Raw genomic sequence first — 19521 nt, 5'->3', positions numbered from 1 at the left:
AAGGTTTATACCCTATACTTTCAGGTATATATACTATTCTATCGTTAGCTAAATAGGAAACTAATTAGCCGGAAATGTATTGCTCAAACTTTAAACAAAGAAAAATACTACTAACTCTAACTTTGATCTTTATCTCTTCTGTTATTTCAGCTCAGAGTAAGCTCGATAGTGTGCAGGTTTTGCAAGAGGTAAAAGTTACAGCTAAACCTTTTGAAGAAGTTATCCCCGTACAATCTTTATCCGGAAAGCAGCTGGATAACTTATCGAGCCATTCTGTTGCTGATGCTTTACGGTATTTTGCAGGAACACAGATTAAAGATTACGGAGGTGTAGGAGGATTAAAGACTGTAGATGTCAGAAATATGGGAACTCATCATGTCGGAGTTTTTTATGATGGGATCGAATTAGGTAATGCACAAAATGGTGTGACCGATTTGGGTAAATATTCATTGGATGACATGGAATCCCTAACAATGTATAATGGTCAGAAGAGTGAAATATTTCAGTCTGCTAAAGATTTTGCCGCAGCATCTACAATTTATATGCGGACAAAGAAACCTCAGTTTAAGGATTCCCGAAAGACAAATCTACTCGTCCGCTATAAGACAATGTCGATTAACTACCACAACCCGTCATTCCGATGGGAACAAAAAATAAACTCAAATATCAGCTATAGCCTTAGTTCCGAGTACATAAAATCCAATGGTGAATACAAATTCAGATATAAAAGGCTTAATCAGGATAAGACAGTCGCTTACGATACTACAGCTACCAGATGGAACAGCGACATAGAGGCCGTAAGAATTGAAAGCGGATTGTATGGAAAGGTAAATAATGGATTCTGGGATGCTAAAATCTATTATTATCAGTCAGACAGAGGTGCGCCCGGTGCGATAGTCGAAAATAAGTTTAAAGACGGATACAGGCAGAATGATAAAAACTTCTTCGTTCAGGGATTCTTTACAAAAGAATTTACCGATAAGTATAAGTTCCAGGCCAGAGGAAAGTATGCTTTCGATTATATGCATTATGTTGCCCGTGATACAACCTCTATTCTGGGGGAAGTTGTGACCGAAGGAGCACAATCCGATGATAGCTATTATCAACAGGAGTATTATTTGTCTGCTGTGAATATGTACAGTATATCACCATATTGGGATGTGTCGTTATCTACCGATTTACAGTATAATAGATTAAATGCAACACGAAAAGGAATTCAAACTAAATTCTCATATCCACAGAGATATACGGGCTTATTTTCGTTTGCGACCTCTTTTCGTACAGCAAAGTTTAAGGTTTTGGCAAGTGTGTTAGGTACTTATGTTCATGACGAAGTCAGATATAATGCGAAAGCCGGAGATAAAACGGAATTTACACCGGCTTTATTCATCAGCTACAAACCTTTCGAAGAACATGATTTTAACATTCGTGCTTTCTCAAAGCGGATATTCAGGATGCCTACCTTCAACGACCTTTACTATACTATGGTCGGGTCGAGTTCTTTACGTCCTGAATATATGAATCAGTATGACATCGGGTTTACTTATGGATTACCTGTTTCCGGCGGATTTTTGAATTTTTTGCGGATACAGGCCGATGCATATTATACCAGTACGAAAGACAAAATAGTAGCTGCTCCTACAGGAAATCTGTTTAGATGGATGATGACTAATATGGGAAAGGTTCGAGGCAAAGGAGTTGAAACTGTAATTAATGCTCATATGAGTGTTAAAAAAGTAGATGTTACGGCCAATCTCAATTATACATATTCAATCAGTGAAGATTATACCAAATTTTCAGGATTGGAGATGTCTTCTTATGGAGATCAGATACCTTATACCCCGTGGCATAGCGGATCGGCAATCATAAATGCTCAATACAATAAATGGAATCTTAACTACAGCTTTATATATGTAGGTAAAAGGTATAACGGAAATGTTAATAATATACCAGTCAACGAAATACAACCCTGGTATACACATGACCTGTCGCTTCAGAAAGAATTTACATTTAACGGACATAAAATAAAAGGAACAGTGGAAGTCAATAATCTTCTGAATCAACAATACGAAATAATATATAATTATCCGATGCCCGGAAGAACATTTCGTTTTATACTCAGTATGGAATTATGAAAAAATACCTGATCACAATATTATCAATCAGCCTGTTGATTTTTTTCTCAGGATGCCGCGAAGATGAGACGATATTCTTATCGTCTGATACTCTCGTTACAGAACCTCATCTGGGCGGTAATATAGAAGGTTTTTATCTGCTCAACGAAGGGAATATGGGAATGAATAGAGCAAGCCTCGATATGTTTAATTACAGGACGGGAGTATATACTCAGGATATTTATTCGGAACGGAATCCTGATGTTGTAAAGGAAATGGGGGATGTAGGAAACGATCTGAAGATATATGGAAATAAGTTGTATGCAGTTATCAATTGTTCGAATAAAGTGGAAGTGATGGATAAATGGACTGCAAAGCGAATCAAAAAAATAGATATTCCTAACTGCCGTTATCTGGCTTTCTATAAAGATAAAGCTTATGTAAGTTCGTATGCCGGTCCTGTGGCTATTGATCCGAATGCCGAAATTGGATTTGTAGCCGAAATAGATACTGCCACATTAGAAATAACCCGAAAAGTAACAGTCGGTTATCAGCCGGAAGAAATGGTCGTTCATGACGGAAAACTGTATGTAGCTAATTCGGGTGGATATAGAGTACCCAATTATGATCATACGGTATCTGTGGTTGATCTGGAATCTTTTACAGAGATTAAAAAGATTGATGTCGGGATCAACCTTTTGCGCATGGCTATTGACAGACAGGGTGATATTTATGTAAGCTCGAGAGGTGATTATTACGATACTCCACCTAATTTATTTGTCATTGACAGTAAGACTGATAAGGTGACTCATCAACTTGATATACCTGTTATGGAGATGAAAATGGTGGGAGATTCTCTCTATTATTACAGTGTAGCGTGGAGCTATATAACCAACAGTAATACTATTACTTATGGAATCTTTAATTCTAAAACAAAACAGGTTGTCAGTGATAAAATTATAACTGACGGAACCGATAAGCGTATAATGATTCCTTATGGATTAGAAGTGAATCCACAGACAAGAGAAATCTATATCTGTGATGCTCAAAACTATGTTGTTACAGGATATATCTATTGCTTTTCTCCTGAAGGAAAAATGAGATGGAAAACCCCGGCGGGGAATATTCCGGGACACTTTGCATTTGTATATAAATAACGGTAGAAGCTTCATTTATAATCATCTTCTTTTATCTATAATATAACGATGCAATAAAGGGGAAAAGGATACACCCGAGAAAATACATATTCTGTGTAACCTTTGTAACCTTTTTATAACTGACAGTATTTACGTAGAAATACAAACTGGTCTATGACCTTAATTAAATATGAATAAAATGACTGACAAAGTTTTTCGGACTTTATTATCAGCTTTTTCTTTGCTGGTATTAGCCGCATGTAGTAGTTCGGATGACACTCCCGATCCTGATCCTACTCCCGGAGGAGAGGAAAGTGTTTCGTATTCTGTGACAAAATCAAAAATTCTGGAAATTGATCCTAAAGTTTCGGTTTCGGATAATGCTACTTATGATTGGAGTGTATCCGGTGCTCCTAGCGAATTATATTCTTTACAAAACAGAACCTCTCAGAAACCTCTCTTTGTGGCTGCTGTAAGCGGTGAATATAAATTGAAATTACTTATTTCCGATAAAGGAGAAGTTTCTGAAAAAGACGTTGTAGTGACTGTAAACAACGAATCTAAAGCTTATAAATATTACATAAATAAAGTATATGACTTTAAGCCTGCTCCGGGGCAGTTTGTAAACGATCTGCCACCTGCAAACTCCGGAGATTCTTATGAAACCATACTTCGCCGTACGAATGACTATCTGGCAAAAGAGCAGGGTACTCTTATATCATTGGGCGGTTTTGGCGGATATGTAGTATTTGGATTTGACCATACCATTGCGAATGTTAAAGGCAAAAGAGATTTCAGGGTTTTAGGTAATGCTTTCTGGGCAGAAAATAATCCTAATCCGGAAGCTCCGACCAGAGGTGGAAGCAGTGAGGCCGGGGTTATTATGGTGTCTTATGATAAGAATGGAAATGGATTGCCGGATGATGAATGGTATGAGATAAAAGGAGCGGCTCATGATATGGAAGGCACAGTATTTAATTATGAGTTGACTTACCATAAACCAGATCCAAATAAAGTTCCGGTTCCGGGAGGAGGTACGGGTACCGTGATGTTCACCGATGTAGAGTATATAAAGTGGGAAGATAATCAGGGTAGAACCGACTATATGTGGCAGAACAACGCTTACAACCATTCTCTGGATTATTGGCCTAAATGGCTCGATAAAGAACAAACCATGACTTTTAAAGGAACACGTTTGCCGGATAATGCCATTGATGAAAGTGGTACAGGCAGTTACTATGTACAATATGCCTTTGCATATGGCTATGCTGATAATGCACCGAACACCGATGATGAATCTGCCATAGATATTGATTGGGCTATTGATTCGAAGGGAAATAAAGTCAATCTGCCCGGTATTGATTTTGTGAAAGTTTATAATGGACTGAATCAACAGTGCGGCTGGTTGGGCGAGACCTCTACAGAAATAATGGGAGCTACCGATCTTCACCTAAAGGGGGAGAGTATTGCAACAAGAGTAAATTAAAAAAACTATTAATAACTTATTATGAAAAAAGGACTTCTGTACTTACTGCTTCCGGCTCTGTGTTATGGAATTGCAGGATGTAGTGATGATGATAAAAATGATTCGGAAATAAGCATAACACTCAATGAATCATATAGTGTGGTGGCGAGTAAAATTCTGACTATTACACCTCAGGTTGCAACAGCAGATGTATCTTATCAATGGATACTTACTAAAAATCCCGTTAATGCTGTTAAAGATTCTCTGTTATCTACTGATGCCAGTTTAGCATTTATAGCTCTACAAGATGGAGTGTATGATATTACTTTGAAAGTAATAAAAGGAAACGAAAGCGGCAGTAAAGATTTTATCGTAAATGTAACCGGCGAAACGTCTCAATATTCGCCATACATTACAGCAATGTATGATTTTGCTCCTGCACCGGGTACACTGGCTAACGATTGCTATAAACAGGATGGATATACCAAAGAAGATGTAATGAAGATAGCATTGGGTCGTATAGATAATACCAGTGTCGGATATTTACTTGATTTAGGTAGTTTTGGAGGTTCTGTTGTTGTTGGTTTCGATCATACAGTTATAAATATTCCCGGAGAAAGAGATTTTAGAGTTTATGGCGTGAATGAGTCCGTACCGAACTTTGTTACGGCTCCCGGATTATTGTTTGTAGCCTATGATAAAAACGGTAATGGTAAACCTGATGATGATGAGTGGTATGAAATTAAAGGTAGTGCTCATAAAGACAATATCGTAGATAGTAATTTCTCGGTAACATATCATCGCCCGGCTAAAGATAAAGCTCTGGTACAGGTCGGTCCTTTTGATCCGTTTCAGGATCGAGAAAGCGTTTTGACCGAAAATAGTTTAGGTGAGTCTTTTTACCTCTCTCTCCTTCGTAACCGGAAAGATTTGTGTCCATCTTGGATTGATCAGGATAAGTTTACATTTACAGGCAAGAGGTTCAATATTAATATCAAACCCCAAGTCGCAGGACAATATACTTTGTGGCAGTACGATATTTTGGATTGGGGATATGCTAATGCTAAAGATCCTGATATAGATATAGATTGGGCTATTGATAAAGACGGAAATAAAGTTCATCTGCCGGGTATTGATTATATAAAGGTCGTGAATTGTGTCAGCTCGGATGACATTGTCAGATACTCGTCTTTGCAGACAACTGCAAGTACTAAATTCGCAGGAGCTGCCGACCTTCATATTTTAGAAAAGTATAACCTTAGAAAATCAGAAAAATGAAAAAATATATTCGATATACACTTTTGTTAGTACCTTTTGTATTTGTATATGCTTGTAGTAGTGACGATGATGATCCTGTTGTTCCGCCGATTGCTGTTCCAAGTATTGATATAAATCTTACCGCATCTTTTGAAACCGGAAGGTATAGTGTCGTAGAAATTAATCCTGATATAGATATTAAGAACGCAGATAATCTCGAAGTATCATATACCTGGTCTATTACCTCGAATGACAAAGATTCTGTTATTAGCGATCAAAAGGTGTTGAAGTTTATTTCTCCTCGATCAGGAAAATATGATGTAAGCTTAACTGTTGCCTGTGGTGAGACCTCCAAAAAAGCATCGACATCAGTTTCTGTATCAACAGATGATAATAACTACTCAAACATTGCAGGGACTGTGATTGAGTATTCTCCGGCTCCTGATTTTTCTTTATCGTGGGGTGGAATATTTGCTGTTGATGAAGCCGATGTTCTGGCTCAAGCTCAAGACGCAATGACAAATGATATGGGTATTTATTTAGGAAACTTCGGTGGATATGTTATTACAAAATTCGATCATACTGTTATTAACACGTATAACCAACGTGATTTACTTATAGAAATGGATGGATCTCTCGCGGATGTAAAAAAATTCAATACTCCCGTTGTTGTGATGGTTGCCTATGATGCAAATAAAAATGGAATAGCAGATGCTGATGAATGGTATGAAATAGCAGGAAGCGAACACCATAAATCTACAACTATTAGAAACTATGAAATAACTTATTTCAGACCGGATGCTGGAAAAGAACCTGTTGCAGGAATACACGATTGGGAGTACGATACTCAGTACTTGAAATGGTCGTCTAATAAGAATGAAACAGGATATATAACACAGACTTCATTTGGTGTAGGTACAGATTATTATCCGGCATGGAAGCCTGATAGTTATACTTTAAAAGGTACTAAATTGGCTATTCCCGTCAAAGATATCAGCGATGGAGACCAGTCTTCATGGAATGTAGGAACTTTTGAATGGGGATACGGAGGTATAAAGGATTCCCGCATTGATATAAGCTGGGCTGTAGACAAGGATGGTAATAAAGTTTATTTACCGGGAGTTGATTTTATAAAAGTATATGTACCCACATTTAGTGCCATTGGAGATTGGGGATATCTGACTTCGATATTTAAATCTGCAAAAGATATAAACCTCATATCTGAAGACCAATAAGGTTTCAGACCTATTTATTACACAAACAAAATTATTAAAACATGAAAAAAGCATTTTATTTTTTCGCAACGAGTTTGCTATTGGGGCTGGTCTCTTCTTGTAGCAGCGATTTTGAGAGTACCGATGATGGTTCTATTTCTTTAAGAACATCATTGACCAGTGTTTCGGATCCGGCAGTCGGCTCTACTACGACACTAAATCTATTGGATGATCAGTTGACAGGAGGTATTACTACTACCGGAGGTAAATATTGGGCGAATACTTATACTCCTAATACCAATGTGGTTAGTGATATTTTTACATTCTCCCATAGTTCTATGTTTGATCAATATAGTTATTGGGATGGATTTACTGTTTCTAATGTAAATGATATTACCAATTATGGAGCTCCAGGTAGTTCTGACGGTTGGGTTGCTCATCAATGGGGTTGTATGCCCGGTAGTGGGGTAAATACTGCAGGTTCTGTTGTTCCCGGAAAACCTGGAACTTCGGGTGCACCGTTTATTGTAGCATACTGGTCGAGTTATAAAGATCCGAAGAATCCCGGAGGACAGGCTTTTACCGAATCCACTTATTCTAACTGGATAAAGATAGGAAATACAGGAACTTATCAGATTAAAGGCTTAAGAATAGCTAATCATCCATGGCCTTATTATGGTAACCTGTCAGGAGACGGATTTGCTCGTCCTTTGAATATCTCCGGAGATTATTTTGATCTGTATATTTATGGTGTGAAGGCTGATAATACGGTAACAACAAATAAAGTAACAGTGAGTTTAGCTAAAAATACCGGTGGAACTCTAACTCAGTCAAATCTCTGGATTACAGTGAATACAGCTCAGTTGGCGGCTTTAGGTAATGTGAAGTATTTACTGTTTCAGATGGCATCATCTGATTCAGATCCTACTTGGGGTATGAATACTGCTGCTTATTTCTGCTTGGATAAACTTTCCGCGCAAAGAATTAATTGATGTAAAAGGATAAAATGAGGATATACGTTTTGTGTATATCCTCATTTTTTGACAAGATATGAGGTTTATACACATTCTATTTCTTTTTTCGATATTCACGGGGTGTTGTATTGTTTCTTTTCGAGAATTCGCGATAGAAATATGATTTATTGGAAATACCGACCTTGTACATTATTTCCTGAATAGTAAGATTCGTTGTGATCAATAATCGTTCAGCTTTAAGAAAACGGTAATCTTTGATAAAATCCATCGGAGCCAATGTCGTGATATTCTTTATTTTACGATATAGCGATCGGCTGTTCATATGTAATGAATCCGCAATGAAATCAGGGCTTAGCAACTCGTTCTCAATGTTCTGGTCTATAATAGAAATAATAGAATCAATGAAGCTTTTTTCATCCTGATGAAGCAGGTTACCATCGGTGTACTGATATGCACTTTCCGGCGAATGATAATATGTTTTAATATCTTCTTTTTGAGTCAGTAGTCTATTTATGTGAGATTTCAGTAAGGATATGGAGAACGGTTTTGTCAGGTATACATCAGCTCCGGCCACTATACCTTCTTCTTGCTGGCTATCGGTTATTTTGGCTGAGATTACTATCAGAGGTATATATCTTAAAAACTTATTTTGTTTTATCTCTTTGATCAGTTCTATCCCGTCTTTTCCCGGCATCATTATGTCTGTAATAATCAGAGATATATTTTGTTTTTCGAGTATTCTTAATGCGTCTTCTGCATTATATGCGTTCATCACCTGATATGAGTCCGATATATAATTGGATATCATGCTTACAATATCCTTATTGTCATCAACTATCAGTATATAGTGAGATGAATCTTCTACTATTCTGAGGTGAGTTTCGCTATTTTCAGTGTTATTTTTGCTATCTTTAGATATATTGATTGTCGGGGTTATGAGTGGAAGGCTCACTCTAAATACTGTATACTCTCCGATAGAACTTTCGACCTCGATATTACCTTCAAGCAGTTTAGTCATACTATGACAGATCGATAAACCAAGACCAGTACGTGTCGTTAGTTGAGAGTATCCATTACTGTCTACATCTTCCAAAATATTATACCGGGTAAATATCGTTTCTAATTTCGAAGGTTCAATACCTTTTCCCGTATTATATACTTCCAGAGTGAGAGTGTGGTCGTCCGCTTTTACCGATATTCTGACTGTTCCTCCCGATGGTGTATATTTGAAGGCGTTGGATACCAAATTGCTCACTATCTTCTGAAAGCACGAGATATCGGTGTTCCATATAATATTGCTGTTTATGTTTTCTTCCATATTAACATCTGCTCTCTGGGCAATTAGTCGGTATGATTGAAGAAGACGAATAACAACTTCCGATATATTTATATCTTTAAGTATACACACTGATGTTTCGTCTTTTTCGAGATTCCTTATAGTAAGCATTTCTTTGATTAACTTTTCCAGATCTGAAGTGTTATTGTAAAGAGTCTCGATATGAGAGCTATATCCTGAAGTGGTAAACTGCTTATCATTTCGTAATGTTTCGCAAATCCCTTTAATCAAGGTCAGAGGGGTAAAGAATTCGTGGGTTATATTGGTAAAAAAGTTTATTTTCGATTCCAAGAGTTCTTTTTTCTTCTTCTTTTCAATATCATTTATTAATTGTATATGTTTTTTTCTCAGTTGTTTTTTTACTATGGATAGAATATATCCACAGATTGAAATAATTAATACTGTATATATCAGATAAGCCGTATTGGATAAATACCAAGGCGGTAGTTTGATTATATCTATTGTTTTGAACTGTTCGTTTCCTTCCGCCACATCATTTTTATATTTGACTTTCAGCGTATATTTTCCGTAAGGCAGATTGATGAAACTGACCTCGTTGACCTTCTGAAGGTCTATCCAGTTATCATTGTAGTTTTCCAGTTTGTAAGAATACTCGTAGCTGTTATCACTCAGGAAATTAATGGCTATAAATGATATCGCAAAGAATGAGATATTTGATGGTATTTCTATTGCTTTTGTTTTCGGATTTATAAATTTACTAAGCGGAAAGCTTTCTCCCGAAACTTTAATGTCGAAAAAGTGAAACTTAGTATTCTTTTGAGGTTCCGTGCGGATGCCTCTTTCTGGGTTGATACATACCAAGCCATTAACTCCCCCAAAAAACAGATTATTTGTATATGGACATTTCCAGAATGCGTCGTCCGAAAATTCGACAATAGATAATGCCGGAGAACTGAAATTGAAGAAAGAATCGTTTCGGGGATTATATTTTATCAGTCCCCTGTTTGAACTGAGCCATATGTATCCGTCGCTGTCTTCGAGTATACCATGAATCATATCGTTAATCATCCCGTTTTTTTTATCGAATTGTTTTACCTGTAACTTATCTCCGGATAGATGTCTAACCTGTGTCAGGCCAGAGCTGGATCCGATATATAGAGACGAATCATGACTTTCGTAAACACAAAGAACATCACCCATTGCCGATTTTTCGCCATGTTGATTTATAGGCATAAAGTGATACTTATTATTCAGAATATTAAACTGAGCCACGCCATAACCACCTCTGCTGCCTATCGTGAGATTTTGATGTCCATCATAACTCATTGAGTGAATCTCATTACAGATAAAGTTACCGGCTTTTAACAAATGAGTTTCTGCCGATTTAATATACAGGTTAGATGCTTTTTGTGTTAAGGTCAATTTTATTAATCCAAATTCGGTCGTTGAGACCCAAAGCGTAGAGTCGTTAATCTCCTTGATGGAATGTATTCTTTCTACTCTTTTTCTTGTATTATTTATTACTTTACGGATTTTGTTATCCGAATAAGAATAGTAAGAAAGTCCACGTTCTGTTCCGATCCAGAAAATAGGTTTGCTCTTGCTGCGTTCCAATCCGAAAACCTGATTGTCCGTTAGACCTTCATTACTGGTAAACCGATGAAGTTTATCAGTATCGAAAATATTAGTGTTACTTCCATAGTCTTTTATTTTTAGTAAGCCGTCTCCGTTTGTTCCGATCCATAGATTATGCAGAGAATCGGTGAGAATAGCTCTGATTGGCTTGTTTATCAATTTCAGATCGTCTAATGATGTCTGGGTAAATTGTTGCAAAGTTTCTCTATATTGTAAAACACCCAGACCATCGCTCCCTATCCATAACAGATTCTGATAACGGTCAGGCCACATACAGAATATAGGTATTCCCTTACCTCCTTTATTTGTGGAGTCAATAGAGCCGTCTTCATTAATTTTAATAAAACCTGAATTCTTAAAAGTCATGTAAATACAACTGTTGAATATTTTTATCTGGGTAATAAAACCCGAATCACCTTCAATAAAAGAAGACAGGTCTGTGATGAATGTTTTTTTTGATGTAACAAGATTATATTTGTACAGTTTATTTTGTATATCGACAAAGTACAAAGCATCGGAGTGAACCACAGCCTTATCTATTCTTCGATCATGGATATTATGCTCTTTTCCTCTGAATTTATTTGTGGCTTTTATATCGGAACGTTCCTTGACCATCAGTCGCCCGTCATTGGTTAGGATACATACATTACCCGAGTATAAAAACATTTTATTGATCTCTCCCAGCGTAATATTAGGATTAGAGATTGGTATATTGTAAAAGGCGGAACGTTCATTCTTTCCTTGCTTGTTTATACAATGCGTTATTGTATTGTCTTTAGTAATCATCCATGTATTTCCATCTTCGTCAGTTTCTATATTGGTCAGTTTCGGATATTGTGTATAGGATTCTGTGATAACCCTGTCTCTGAGTGAAAATTTATTTAACCCCAAGGTTGTTGATATCCATATATAGTCTTTCCCTCCCGATGTTATCTTATAGATTATATTGCTGCATAGCGACAATGGATTATTCTGTTCGTGCCTGTATGTGATAACTTCCCGTCCGTTATATAAATTTAATCCGTCATAAGTACCTATCCACATATATCCGTCTGTATCTTGATAGATATATAATACAGCATTGTTCGATAAAGGTATATCGGCTTTCTGTATATGAAATGAAGCTTCAACCGGTTGTATGTGTACCAGCATATATATACAGAATAGGAGTAAGGCATATGCTTTATTTATAAGATATTTGGTTTGCTGCATCTTTATAATCGGTTCTTTATTGATATCTAAGTAAATCAGTTTTTGAGAGTATTGTCTTTTATGAATATCCTAGTTTATTCAAAAAGTCACAAAATCAGTAATTAGCCAACAGTAATCAGTTATCAATGTTTTATTCGGAAAAAGGTAACAAAGGTTATACCTAAAATGTATTTTTCACTTGCTTTCTTTTCATAAATGCTTCATCCTTTGATTTGTCTTTTAGGTATAGATAAATTATCTGAGGTTAATTCTGATAATTTGATTGTATCCAACAGAGACATTTCTCTACACCATAAAGGTATAATTATAAAATTTCGGAGGCAAGCTGTGTTTATGGATATTGGTACTTTAAATTACCAAAAAGGTATCTTCTTTTACCGCATGTAAATAAGGATACCTTTTTATATAATACAGGAAAACGATACTAATAAGGAATGTCTTAACATTGTATCCGGATAAGCAATGCAACTCGGATGCTATCGTCTTTTATCCGCTTATTGAATTTATTAACATTATAATTTAATTCCTTATGAATCGACCTTCACGATTTTATATCGTTTTGTTCCTTATGCTGTTACTTTGGCATCATGGTACATCAGCCGAAAACGGTTATAATCTTTGGCTGCGTTATGTGAAAATCGCAGACACTGCATTAATAGATAGCTATAAAGACAAAAATAAGCATATTGTATTTCCTGCCGTATCAGATAGGCTTAAAGCAGCTAAAGCTGAGTTGATATTAGGTTTGAACGGATTATTGGATATTGAACTGAATGAAACGGATAAATACGGAAACGGGACTTTAATAGTTGGCACTCCTGTATCTTCAAAAATAATAGAGGAACTGCCATTTGTTTCAGAGATAAATAATCTTGATAACGAAGGTTATATTATACGAAGCTGCACTGTGAACGGAAACGGGATAACTGTTATAGCTGCCCGCGAAGATATTGGTATTCTGTATGGTATATATCATTACTTACGGTTGATGCAGACCAACTTATCATTAAATAAGCTCGATATTAAAGAAGAACCTAAATTACAGTACCGGGTTTTGGATCATTGGGACAATCTCGATGGTACAATAGAACGCGGATATGCCGGTTATACATTGTGGGATTGGGCTCGTCTTCCGAGGTACAAAGATCCACGTTATACCGATTATGCCAGAACCAATGCTTCCATAGGCATCAATGGAGTGGTCTTGAATAATGTAAATGCCAATGCAAAAAGTCTCAACACCGAATGGCTTGTCAAGGCGTCAGGTTTGGCAGACGCTTTTCGTCCTTATGGAATGCGTATATATCTTACTGCCCGTTTCAGTGCCCCGAAGGAGATCGGAGGATTGCCTACAGCAGATCCAGCCGACCCTAGAGTTCGTCAGTGGTGGAAAGACAAGGTAAAAGAGATATACCAATTGATTCCTGATTTTGGAGGTTTTTTGGTGAAAGCCAATTCCGAAGGGCAACCGGGACCTCAGGATTATGGGCGTACACATGCCGATGGAGCTAATATGATGGCTGAAGCTCTCGAACCTTATGGCGGTATTGTTTTCTGGCGTGCCTTTGTTTATCAGAACGAGCGGCATATAGACAGAGTGATCAATGGATATAATGAATTCAAACCTCTCGATGGAAAGTTTAATAAAAATGTATTTGTACAGCCCAAAAACGGAGCAATTGACTTTCAACCGAGAGAACCGTTTCATCCTTTATTCGGATCGATGCCCGAAACTCCTTTGGCTATTGAATTTCAGATCACTCAGGAAAATCTCGGACATGCAGGACATCTGGTTTATCTGGGGTCTTTGTTCGAAGAAACTTTACAATCCGACACATACGAAAAGGGAAAAGGTTCTACTGTCTCAAAAGTACTACAGAATTATAAAAAAACGCATGGCATATCAGCCATGGCAGGAGTTCCTAATATAGGAACAGATATCAATTGGACAGGACATTTATTTGGTCAAGCCAACTGGCATGCTTTTGGGCGTTTGGCATGGAATCCAGATCTCTCAAGTATAGAACTTTCGGAAGAGTGGATAAGAATGACATTTTCGAATGATAAAAGTATTTTGGAACCTATTCAGAAAATAATGCTTATGTCACGGGAGACTGCCGTCGATTATATGACTCCTTTAGGGCTCAATCATATAATGAATTACAATACACACAACGGTCCTGAACCCTGGCACGATGACCCTTTATGGACAGCATTTGATTATCATAAAGTTACCACTGACAGTATTGGGGTAGATCGTACAAGAACAGGCAGCAATGCTGTCGGACAATATCATGAACCTTTAGCAAGCACATTTAATGATCCTAAAACATGTCCGATTAACCTTCTGCTCTGGTTCCATCGTATTCCGTGGACTTATAAGATGCCTTCGGGGCAGAATCTTTGGTATGAGATGGCCGATTATTATTACAAAGGTGTTGATGGTGTTCGGCAAATGGAAAACATTTGGAATACACTTGATGGCAAGATCGATAAAGAACGTTTCGAACACGTGAAGTCTTTACTGAAACTACAGGAAGATGAAGCTGTATGGTGGAGAGACGGTTGTTTGTTGTTCTTCGGACAATACTCTAAAATGCCTATACCTGCCAAATACGAGCAGCCAAAGCATTCTCTAGAATATTACAAAAAGATTCCATTCCCATACAATTGGGATAGTACTCTTTTCCTTAAAAAATAAAAAAATGAATATGAAATATCGCTTTATGAGCATGCTGTTTGCCTGCTTCGTGATAGGTGCGGCCTTTTCTCAGATAAAAATTGCTTGTGTAGGTAACAGTATTACCGAAAATTGGGCATTGGATCAGAACGACAAATATCCCTCTATACTTCAACGATTGTTAGGAGACGGGTATACTGTGCGTAATTATGGAATAGGAGGACGTACTATGTTGAAGTCGGGAGATCATCCTTATTGGGGAGAGGACAGATACAAAGAAGTATTGGCATGGAACCCTGATATTGTTGTTATTAAGATGGGAACTAATGATGCGAAACTTCATAACTGGATTTACAAAAATCAGTTTGAAGGAGATTATATCCAGTTTGTCAATTCTTTCAGAAAACTAGCCGCTAAGCCCCGGATATATCTCTGCTATCCGATACCGGCTTTTGAAGGCAACTCTCTGAATGTGGATGATCGTACGATTACAAATGAGATAATTCCCATTGTTAACAGGGTTGCGGAGAAAACCCGGTCGTCGGTGATAGACCTTTATTCTCCTCTGGCAGGAAAAAGCGATTATGTGTATGATAAGATACATCCTAATGTAAAAGGTACGACTGTCATGGCACGGGTGATTGCAAAGGAGATCTGTCCTCGCCGTCATTTTCCTAAACCTGCAGAATCTAAACTGGATGTTATTTTTATCGGTAACAGCATAACGGAGGGTACTTATCTGAAAAATCCGCCTCCTACTGTTGCGGCATTGCTCCTCGACAGTCTGGGATATGATGTTGTTTATCGTAACTGCGGAATAAGCGGATATACTATATACGACTTTTTGCCCGGAGGTAAAGCTTTTCATAAAGTTATTGTTGCTGCTGACTCTATTCATAGGAGTGATGCCCGACTGGTATTTTCCATCAAACTCGGAACAAATGACAGTGCGTCGCATGGTACAAACGGAGCTCCTGTATCAGCGCAGCAATTCGAGACAAATATGCAATCTATAATAGATAGTCTGCATTATAGGTATTCTTCCGCAAAAATAATATTGCACAATGCCCTTTGGTATAGTCCCAATACACACAATAGTGCCGTTTACTTGCAAGAAGGACTGAACAGACTGCAGACATATCGGCCTGTTATCAGCCGGCTAGCCGAAACAAATCAGCCGTTTGTAGAGATGGGAGACCGTAAAGGGTTTGAATTATTCAGGAAATATTACAAGATATATCATAAACCACAGGAGGGTAAATCGGGTATTTTTTACCTCCATCCCAATGTTGAAGGTAGTAAAGTACTCGGTCGACTGTGGGCTTTAAGTATAGATCAGGTTTTAAAAAAAACGAAACATTAATTTAAATCAAAACTATGTTAACTAAGAAAAAGAAAGGAATTGTTCTTTATAAAAGGAACTTCTTGTGGCTGTTGTTTGCCTTTGGGGTGACAATGCCTTCTCAATCTACTACGAAAGACACCGGGGTTTTGGAAGCATCCTCAGTACAACAAGCTAAAAAAATAATATCGGGAACTATCGAGGACTCTTCAGGACCTCTTATTGGAGTTACCGTCCTTCTTAAAGGAAAAAAGCAAGCTACAATGACAGATCTCGAAGGGAAATTTTCGCTGGAAGCCTCTGTCGGAGATATTATCGAGATTTCTTATATTGGATATCGTAAGCAGGAGGTCAGTGTTAAGAATAATCAGGATTCTTATACAATCAAGTTGGAAGAAGACTCACATCTATTGCAAGATGTAATGGTTGTTGGATATGGTGTGCAGAAAAAATCAGATGTTACAGGAGCTATGGTCAATGTCAGCGAAAAGACATTGCGGGAAACCCCAGTGGCTAATGTGGCCTCGGCTTTGCAGGGAATTGCTGCAGGAGTTGATGTCCAGATGGATGGGGGAAGCACTCATCCTGGAGCAGTACCTACAATACGAATACGTGGCGAACGTTCGATCGGAGGACGGAATGATGCTCTGATAGTGTTGGATGGAATTCCTTTCAGCGGAAATCTGAATGATATCAATAACGATGATATTCAGAGTATCAGTATTCTGAAGGATGCATCTTCTACAGCTATTTACGGATCGCGTGGAGCAAACGGTGTAATCCTTATAACTACTAAAAAAGGAGCCAAAAGTACCTTGAAAATCAGTTATAGCGGTTATTATGGCATCACAACTGCCATAAAAGACTATAAACTGATGAATTCTGAGCAGTTTATACGACTCAAGCAGTGGGCTTTTTATAATGCCAACAGCGATAAATACACAGGACCGGACGATCCCGAAATAATGAAGCTAAACAGGGTATTTACCGATCAGTCCGAAATGGATGGCTATTATTCAGGTAACAATACTGACTGGCAAGATCTTATTTATCAGAATGGTATGACTACCAACCATCAGATTTCGATCAATGGGGGAGGAGACCGTACCACTTACAACGGGTCTGTGGGGTATTATAAAGGCGAAAATAATTTCAAGGCTCATACTTTTGAGCGTATGACGGCTAAGCTTTCTCTGGATAGTCAGGTGAGTAAAGCCGTGAAGATAGGTCTATCTTCTTTGACAGGCTATATTCTGAACAACGGCGCGAACAATAATCCGATGGATCAGGCTTTGAGAGCATCTCCGTTTGCCACGCCTTATGATGCCGAAGGTATTTTGACTAAAGAACTCGCCGGAAGCGGTGGACAGGTATGGAATCCTGTATTAGACCTGCAACCCGGAGCTGTAGTTGATAAACGCCGTTCATTATCGACATTCAATGTAGGATATGTAGATATTGCCCTGCCATATGGATTGAGTTACAAATTTAATGCCGGATTACAATTGAAATATGAAACGCTCGGACAGTTTGAAGGCAGCTTAACTACTAAAAGGAAAGCAAGCCAAAATAGATCCTACTCCGATCACTATTTAGGGTTGGAGTATACAATAGAAAATATATTAAACTGGAATAAGACGATAGCTAAAGACCATAATTTTTTTCTTACCGGATTGTATAGCCTACAGGAAAGACAACGTGACGGAAACTCTATAGAAGCATATAATTACTTCAATGATAATGTTGAATTTTATAATCCTTCTCCCGAGTTGGCCTTAGGGAAAACCGTTGGAGGCGGTGGTTTCGAAAAGTGGCGTATCATGTCGTTTATGGGGCGTTTAAACTATAATTTTAAAGAAAAGTACCTATTGACAGCTACTATCCGTACCGATGGATCTTCACGTTTGGCTGAAGGAAACAAATGGCACTCATTCCCTTCTGTGGCTCTTGGCTGGAATATAATGAGAGAAGATTTCATGACAAACCAAAAGGTATTATCGAATCTCAAATTAAGATTAAGCTGGGGTAATGTCGGAAGTACAGCAGTAGATCCCTATCAGACCATGTCGAAGTTGAGTACTAATAGGTATATGCTCGGAAGTGAGGGAGTTGTGGGTGTTAAACCAAGTTCGGTTCCCGATAAATCTTTAGGGTGGGAATATACAGAAACCACGAATATGGGTATAGACTTTGGATTCTTATCGAACAGAATTACCGGTACTTTGGAACTATATCAACAAAAAACAAAAGATCTGTTGTTGAAAGTAAGTCTACCGAGAACTTCTGGATATTCGAATGAATATCTAACCAATTTAGGAAATACTACAAACAAAGGTATAGAATTAAATATCAGTACAGTGAATCTGGACGGAGACGGAAAAGATAAACTTTCGTGGACAACTGATTTTAATATTTTTGCAAATCGCAATAAAGTGACGAATCTGGGTGAAGGTGTCCTGAAAGACGAGAGTAACAACCTGTATTTAGGGAAAGACCGTTGGGTAATATATTCGCTCGAAGCGGATGGATTATGGCAGGATACCCCCGAAGACATTACTTTGGCTCAATCATACGGGTACTCTACATCTGGGCCATCATCTGTAATTGGTACTGTAAAGATAAAGAATCATCATATTGATTACGAGGAAGATGGTGTAACCCCCAAAGCCAAACAGGTAATTAATGACGATGATCGGGTATATCTAGGCAGACGTTCTCCGGATTTTGAAGGTGGTATTACCAATCGTTTCGGCTACAAAGGATTCGATCTTTCATTCCTATTCTCTTTTAAATCAGGCGGTATACTTACTTCGAGTATGCATGACAATTGGATGAATACAGTAGGAGGTCGGTTTAATAATCTGAATATCGATTATTGGACACCTGAAAATACAACCGCACGTTGGCCTAAACCATCTACGGCAGGTGTTAATTACAGAAATCTTTTAGCGAGGTACGATGCTTCTTACATAAAACTGAGAAATATATCGGTTGGATATACGATTCCTAAAGATATATCATCGAAATGGAATATAGATAATGCAAGGGTATATGTAACAGCATACAATTTGTATACATGGTTCGATTCGCAGTACAAAAAAGACGGAGGAATTGACCCAGAGACTACCAGTACTGTAAACCTGAATACACCTCCGACCAGATCCTTTATTTTCGGAGTAAACTTATCATTCTAAT

The 19521-nt window shown here is 37.7% G+C and carries 10 protein-coding genes; 9 read left to right on the top strand and 1 reads right to left on the bottom strand.

Annotated elements, in window-relative coordinates:
- The first annotated feature begins 74 nt into the window (after positions 1-74).
- The 6 genes from AABJ51_RS05790 to AABJ51_RS05765 all read left to right on the top strand — a co-directional run bounded on the left by AABJ51_RS05790 (position 75) and on the right by AABJ51_RS05765 (position 8178).
- Positions 75-2135, top strand: a complete 2061-nt coding sequence (locus tag AABJ51_RS05790; RefSeq protein WP_338374745.1) for a TonB-dependent receptor — start codon at positions 75-77, stop codon at positions 2133-2135.
- Positions 2132-3271: a YncE family protein gene (locus tag AABJ51_RS05785; RefSeq protein WP_338374744.1), complete on the top strand. Its 1140-nt coding sequence runs from the start codon at positions 2132-2134 to the stop codon at positions 3269-3271. The genes AABJ51_RS05790 and AABJ51_RS05785 overlap by 4 nt, the downstream gene beginning before the upstream one ends.
- A 178-nt stretch (positions 3272-3449) precedes the next feature.
- Positions 3450-4736 carry a cell surface protein gene (locus AABJ51_RS05780; protein WP_338374743.1) on the top strand — a complete coding sequence of 429 codons (1287 nt, stop codon included), beginning with the start codon at positions 3450-3452 and terminating at the stop codon, positions 4734-4736.
- A 21-nt stretch (positions 4737-4757) separates the two neighbouring features.
- Positions 4758-5993, top strand: coding sequence for a hypothetical protein (locus AABJ51_RS05775; protein WP_338374742.1), 1236 nt, complete (start codon positions 4758-4760; stop codon positions 5991-5993).
- Positions 5990-7207, top strand: coding sequence for a hypothetical protein (locus AABJ51_RS05770; RefSeq protein WP_338374741.1), 1218 nt, complete (start codon positions 5990-5992; stop codon positions 7205-7207). The genes AABJ51_RS05775 and AABJ51_RS05770 overlap by 4 nt, the downstream gene beginning before the upstream one ends.
- A gap of 41 nt (positions 7208-7248) precedes the next feature.
- Complete coding sequence (locus AABJ51_RS05765; RefSeq protein WP_338374740.1) at positions 7249-8178, top strand: DUF4465 domain-containing protein; 930 nt, start codon at positions 7249-7251, stop codon at positions 8176-8178.
- Between the two features lie 76 nt (positions 8179-8254).
- Here the strand turns inward: AABJ51_RS05765 and AABJ51_RS05760 are convergent, their stop codons facing one another.
- A complete protein-coding gene (locus tag AABJ51_RS05760; RefSeq protein WP_338374739.1) occupies positions 8255-12304 on the bottom strand; it encodes a hybrid sensor histidine kinase/response regulator transcription factor in 4050 nt (1349 codons plus the stop codon).
- Positions 12305-12833: 529 nt separating this feature from the next.
- Between AABJ51_RS05760 and AABJ51_RS05755 the strand changes: the two genes are divergently transcribed.
- The 3 genes from AABJ51_RS05755 to AABJ51_RS05745 are packed head-to-tail and all read left to right on the top strand — an operon-like array spanning position 12834 to position 19520.
- Positions 12834-15005: an alpha-glucuronidase family glycosyl hydrolase gene (locus AABJ51_RS05755; RefSeq protein WP_338374738.1), complete on the top strand. Its 2172-nt coding sequence runs from the start codon at positions 12834-12836 to the stop codon at positions 15003-15005.
- A 4-nt stretch (positions 15006-15009) separates the two neighbouring features.
- Positions 15010-16347 carry a GDSL-type esterase/lipase family protein gene (locus AABJ51_RS05750; RefSeq protein ID WP_338374737.1) on the top strand — a complete coding sequence of 446 codons (1338 nt, stop codon included), beginning with the start codon at positions 15010-15012 and terminating at the stop codon, positions 16345-16347.
- A 14-nt stretch (positions 16348-16361) separates the two neighbouring features.
- On the top strand, positions 16362-19520 hold the full coding sequence (locus AABJ51_RS05745; protein ID WP_338374736.1) for a SusC/RagA family TonB-linked outer membrane protein: 3159 nt from the start codon (positions 16362-16364) through the stop codon (positions 19518-19520).
- Position 19521: the final 1 nt, after the last annotated feature.

It is taken from the genome of Indolivaga capnocytophagoides, assembly GCF_036511535.1.
Taxonomy (GTDB): Bacteria; Bacteroidota; Bacteroidia; order Bacteroidales; family Dysgonomonadaceae; genus Dysgonomonas_A; species Dysgonomonas_A capnocytophagoides.
This window is presented reverse-complemented; position numbering and strand designations above follow the sequence as displayed.

Excerpts from the sequence above, each read along its gene's own strand:
- AABJ51_RS05745 (WP_338374736.1), top strand. The coding sequence starts at position 16,362 with ATGTTAACTAAGAAAAAGAAAGGAATTGTTCTTTATAAAAGGAACTTC.
- AABJ51_RS05765 (WP_338374740.1), top strand. The coding sequence starts at position 7,249 with ATGAAAAAAGCATTTTATTTTTTCGCAACGAGTTTGCTATTGGGGCTG.
- AABJ51_RS05770 (WP_338374741.1), top strand. The coding sequence starts at position 5,990 with ATGAAAAAATATATTCGATATACACTTTTGTTAGTACCTTTTGTATTT.
- AABJ51_RS05750 (WP_338374737.1), top strand. The coding sequence starts at position 15,010 with ATGAATATGAAATATCGCTTTATGAGCATGCTGTTTGCCTGCTTCGTG.
- AABJ51_RS05785 (WP_338374744.1), top strand. The coding sequence starts at position 2,132 with ATGAAAAAATACCTGATCACAATATTATCAATCAGCCTGTTGATTTTT.
- AABJ51_RS05755 (WP_338374738.1), top strand. The coding sequence starts at position 12,834 with ATGAATCGACCTTCACGATTTTATATCGTTTTGTTCCTTATGCTGTTA.
- AABJ51_RS05780 (WP_338374743.1), top strand. The coding sequence starts at position 3,450 with ATGACTGACAAAGTTTTTCGGACTTTATTATCAGCTTTTTCTTTGCTG.
- AABJ51_RS05760 (WP_338374739.1), bottom strand. The coding sequence starts at position 12,304 with ATGCAGCAAACCAAATATCTTATAAATAAAGCATATGCCTTACTCCTA.
- AABJ51_RS05790 (WP_338374745.1), top strand. The coding sequence starts at position 75 with ATGTATTGCTCAAACTTTAAACAAAGAAAAATACTACTAACTCTAACT.
- AABJ51_RS05775 (WP_338374742.1), top strand. The coding sequence starts at position 4,758 with ATGAAAAAAGGACTTCTGTACTTACTGCTTCCGGCTCTGTGTTATGGA.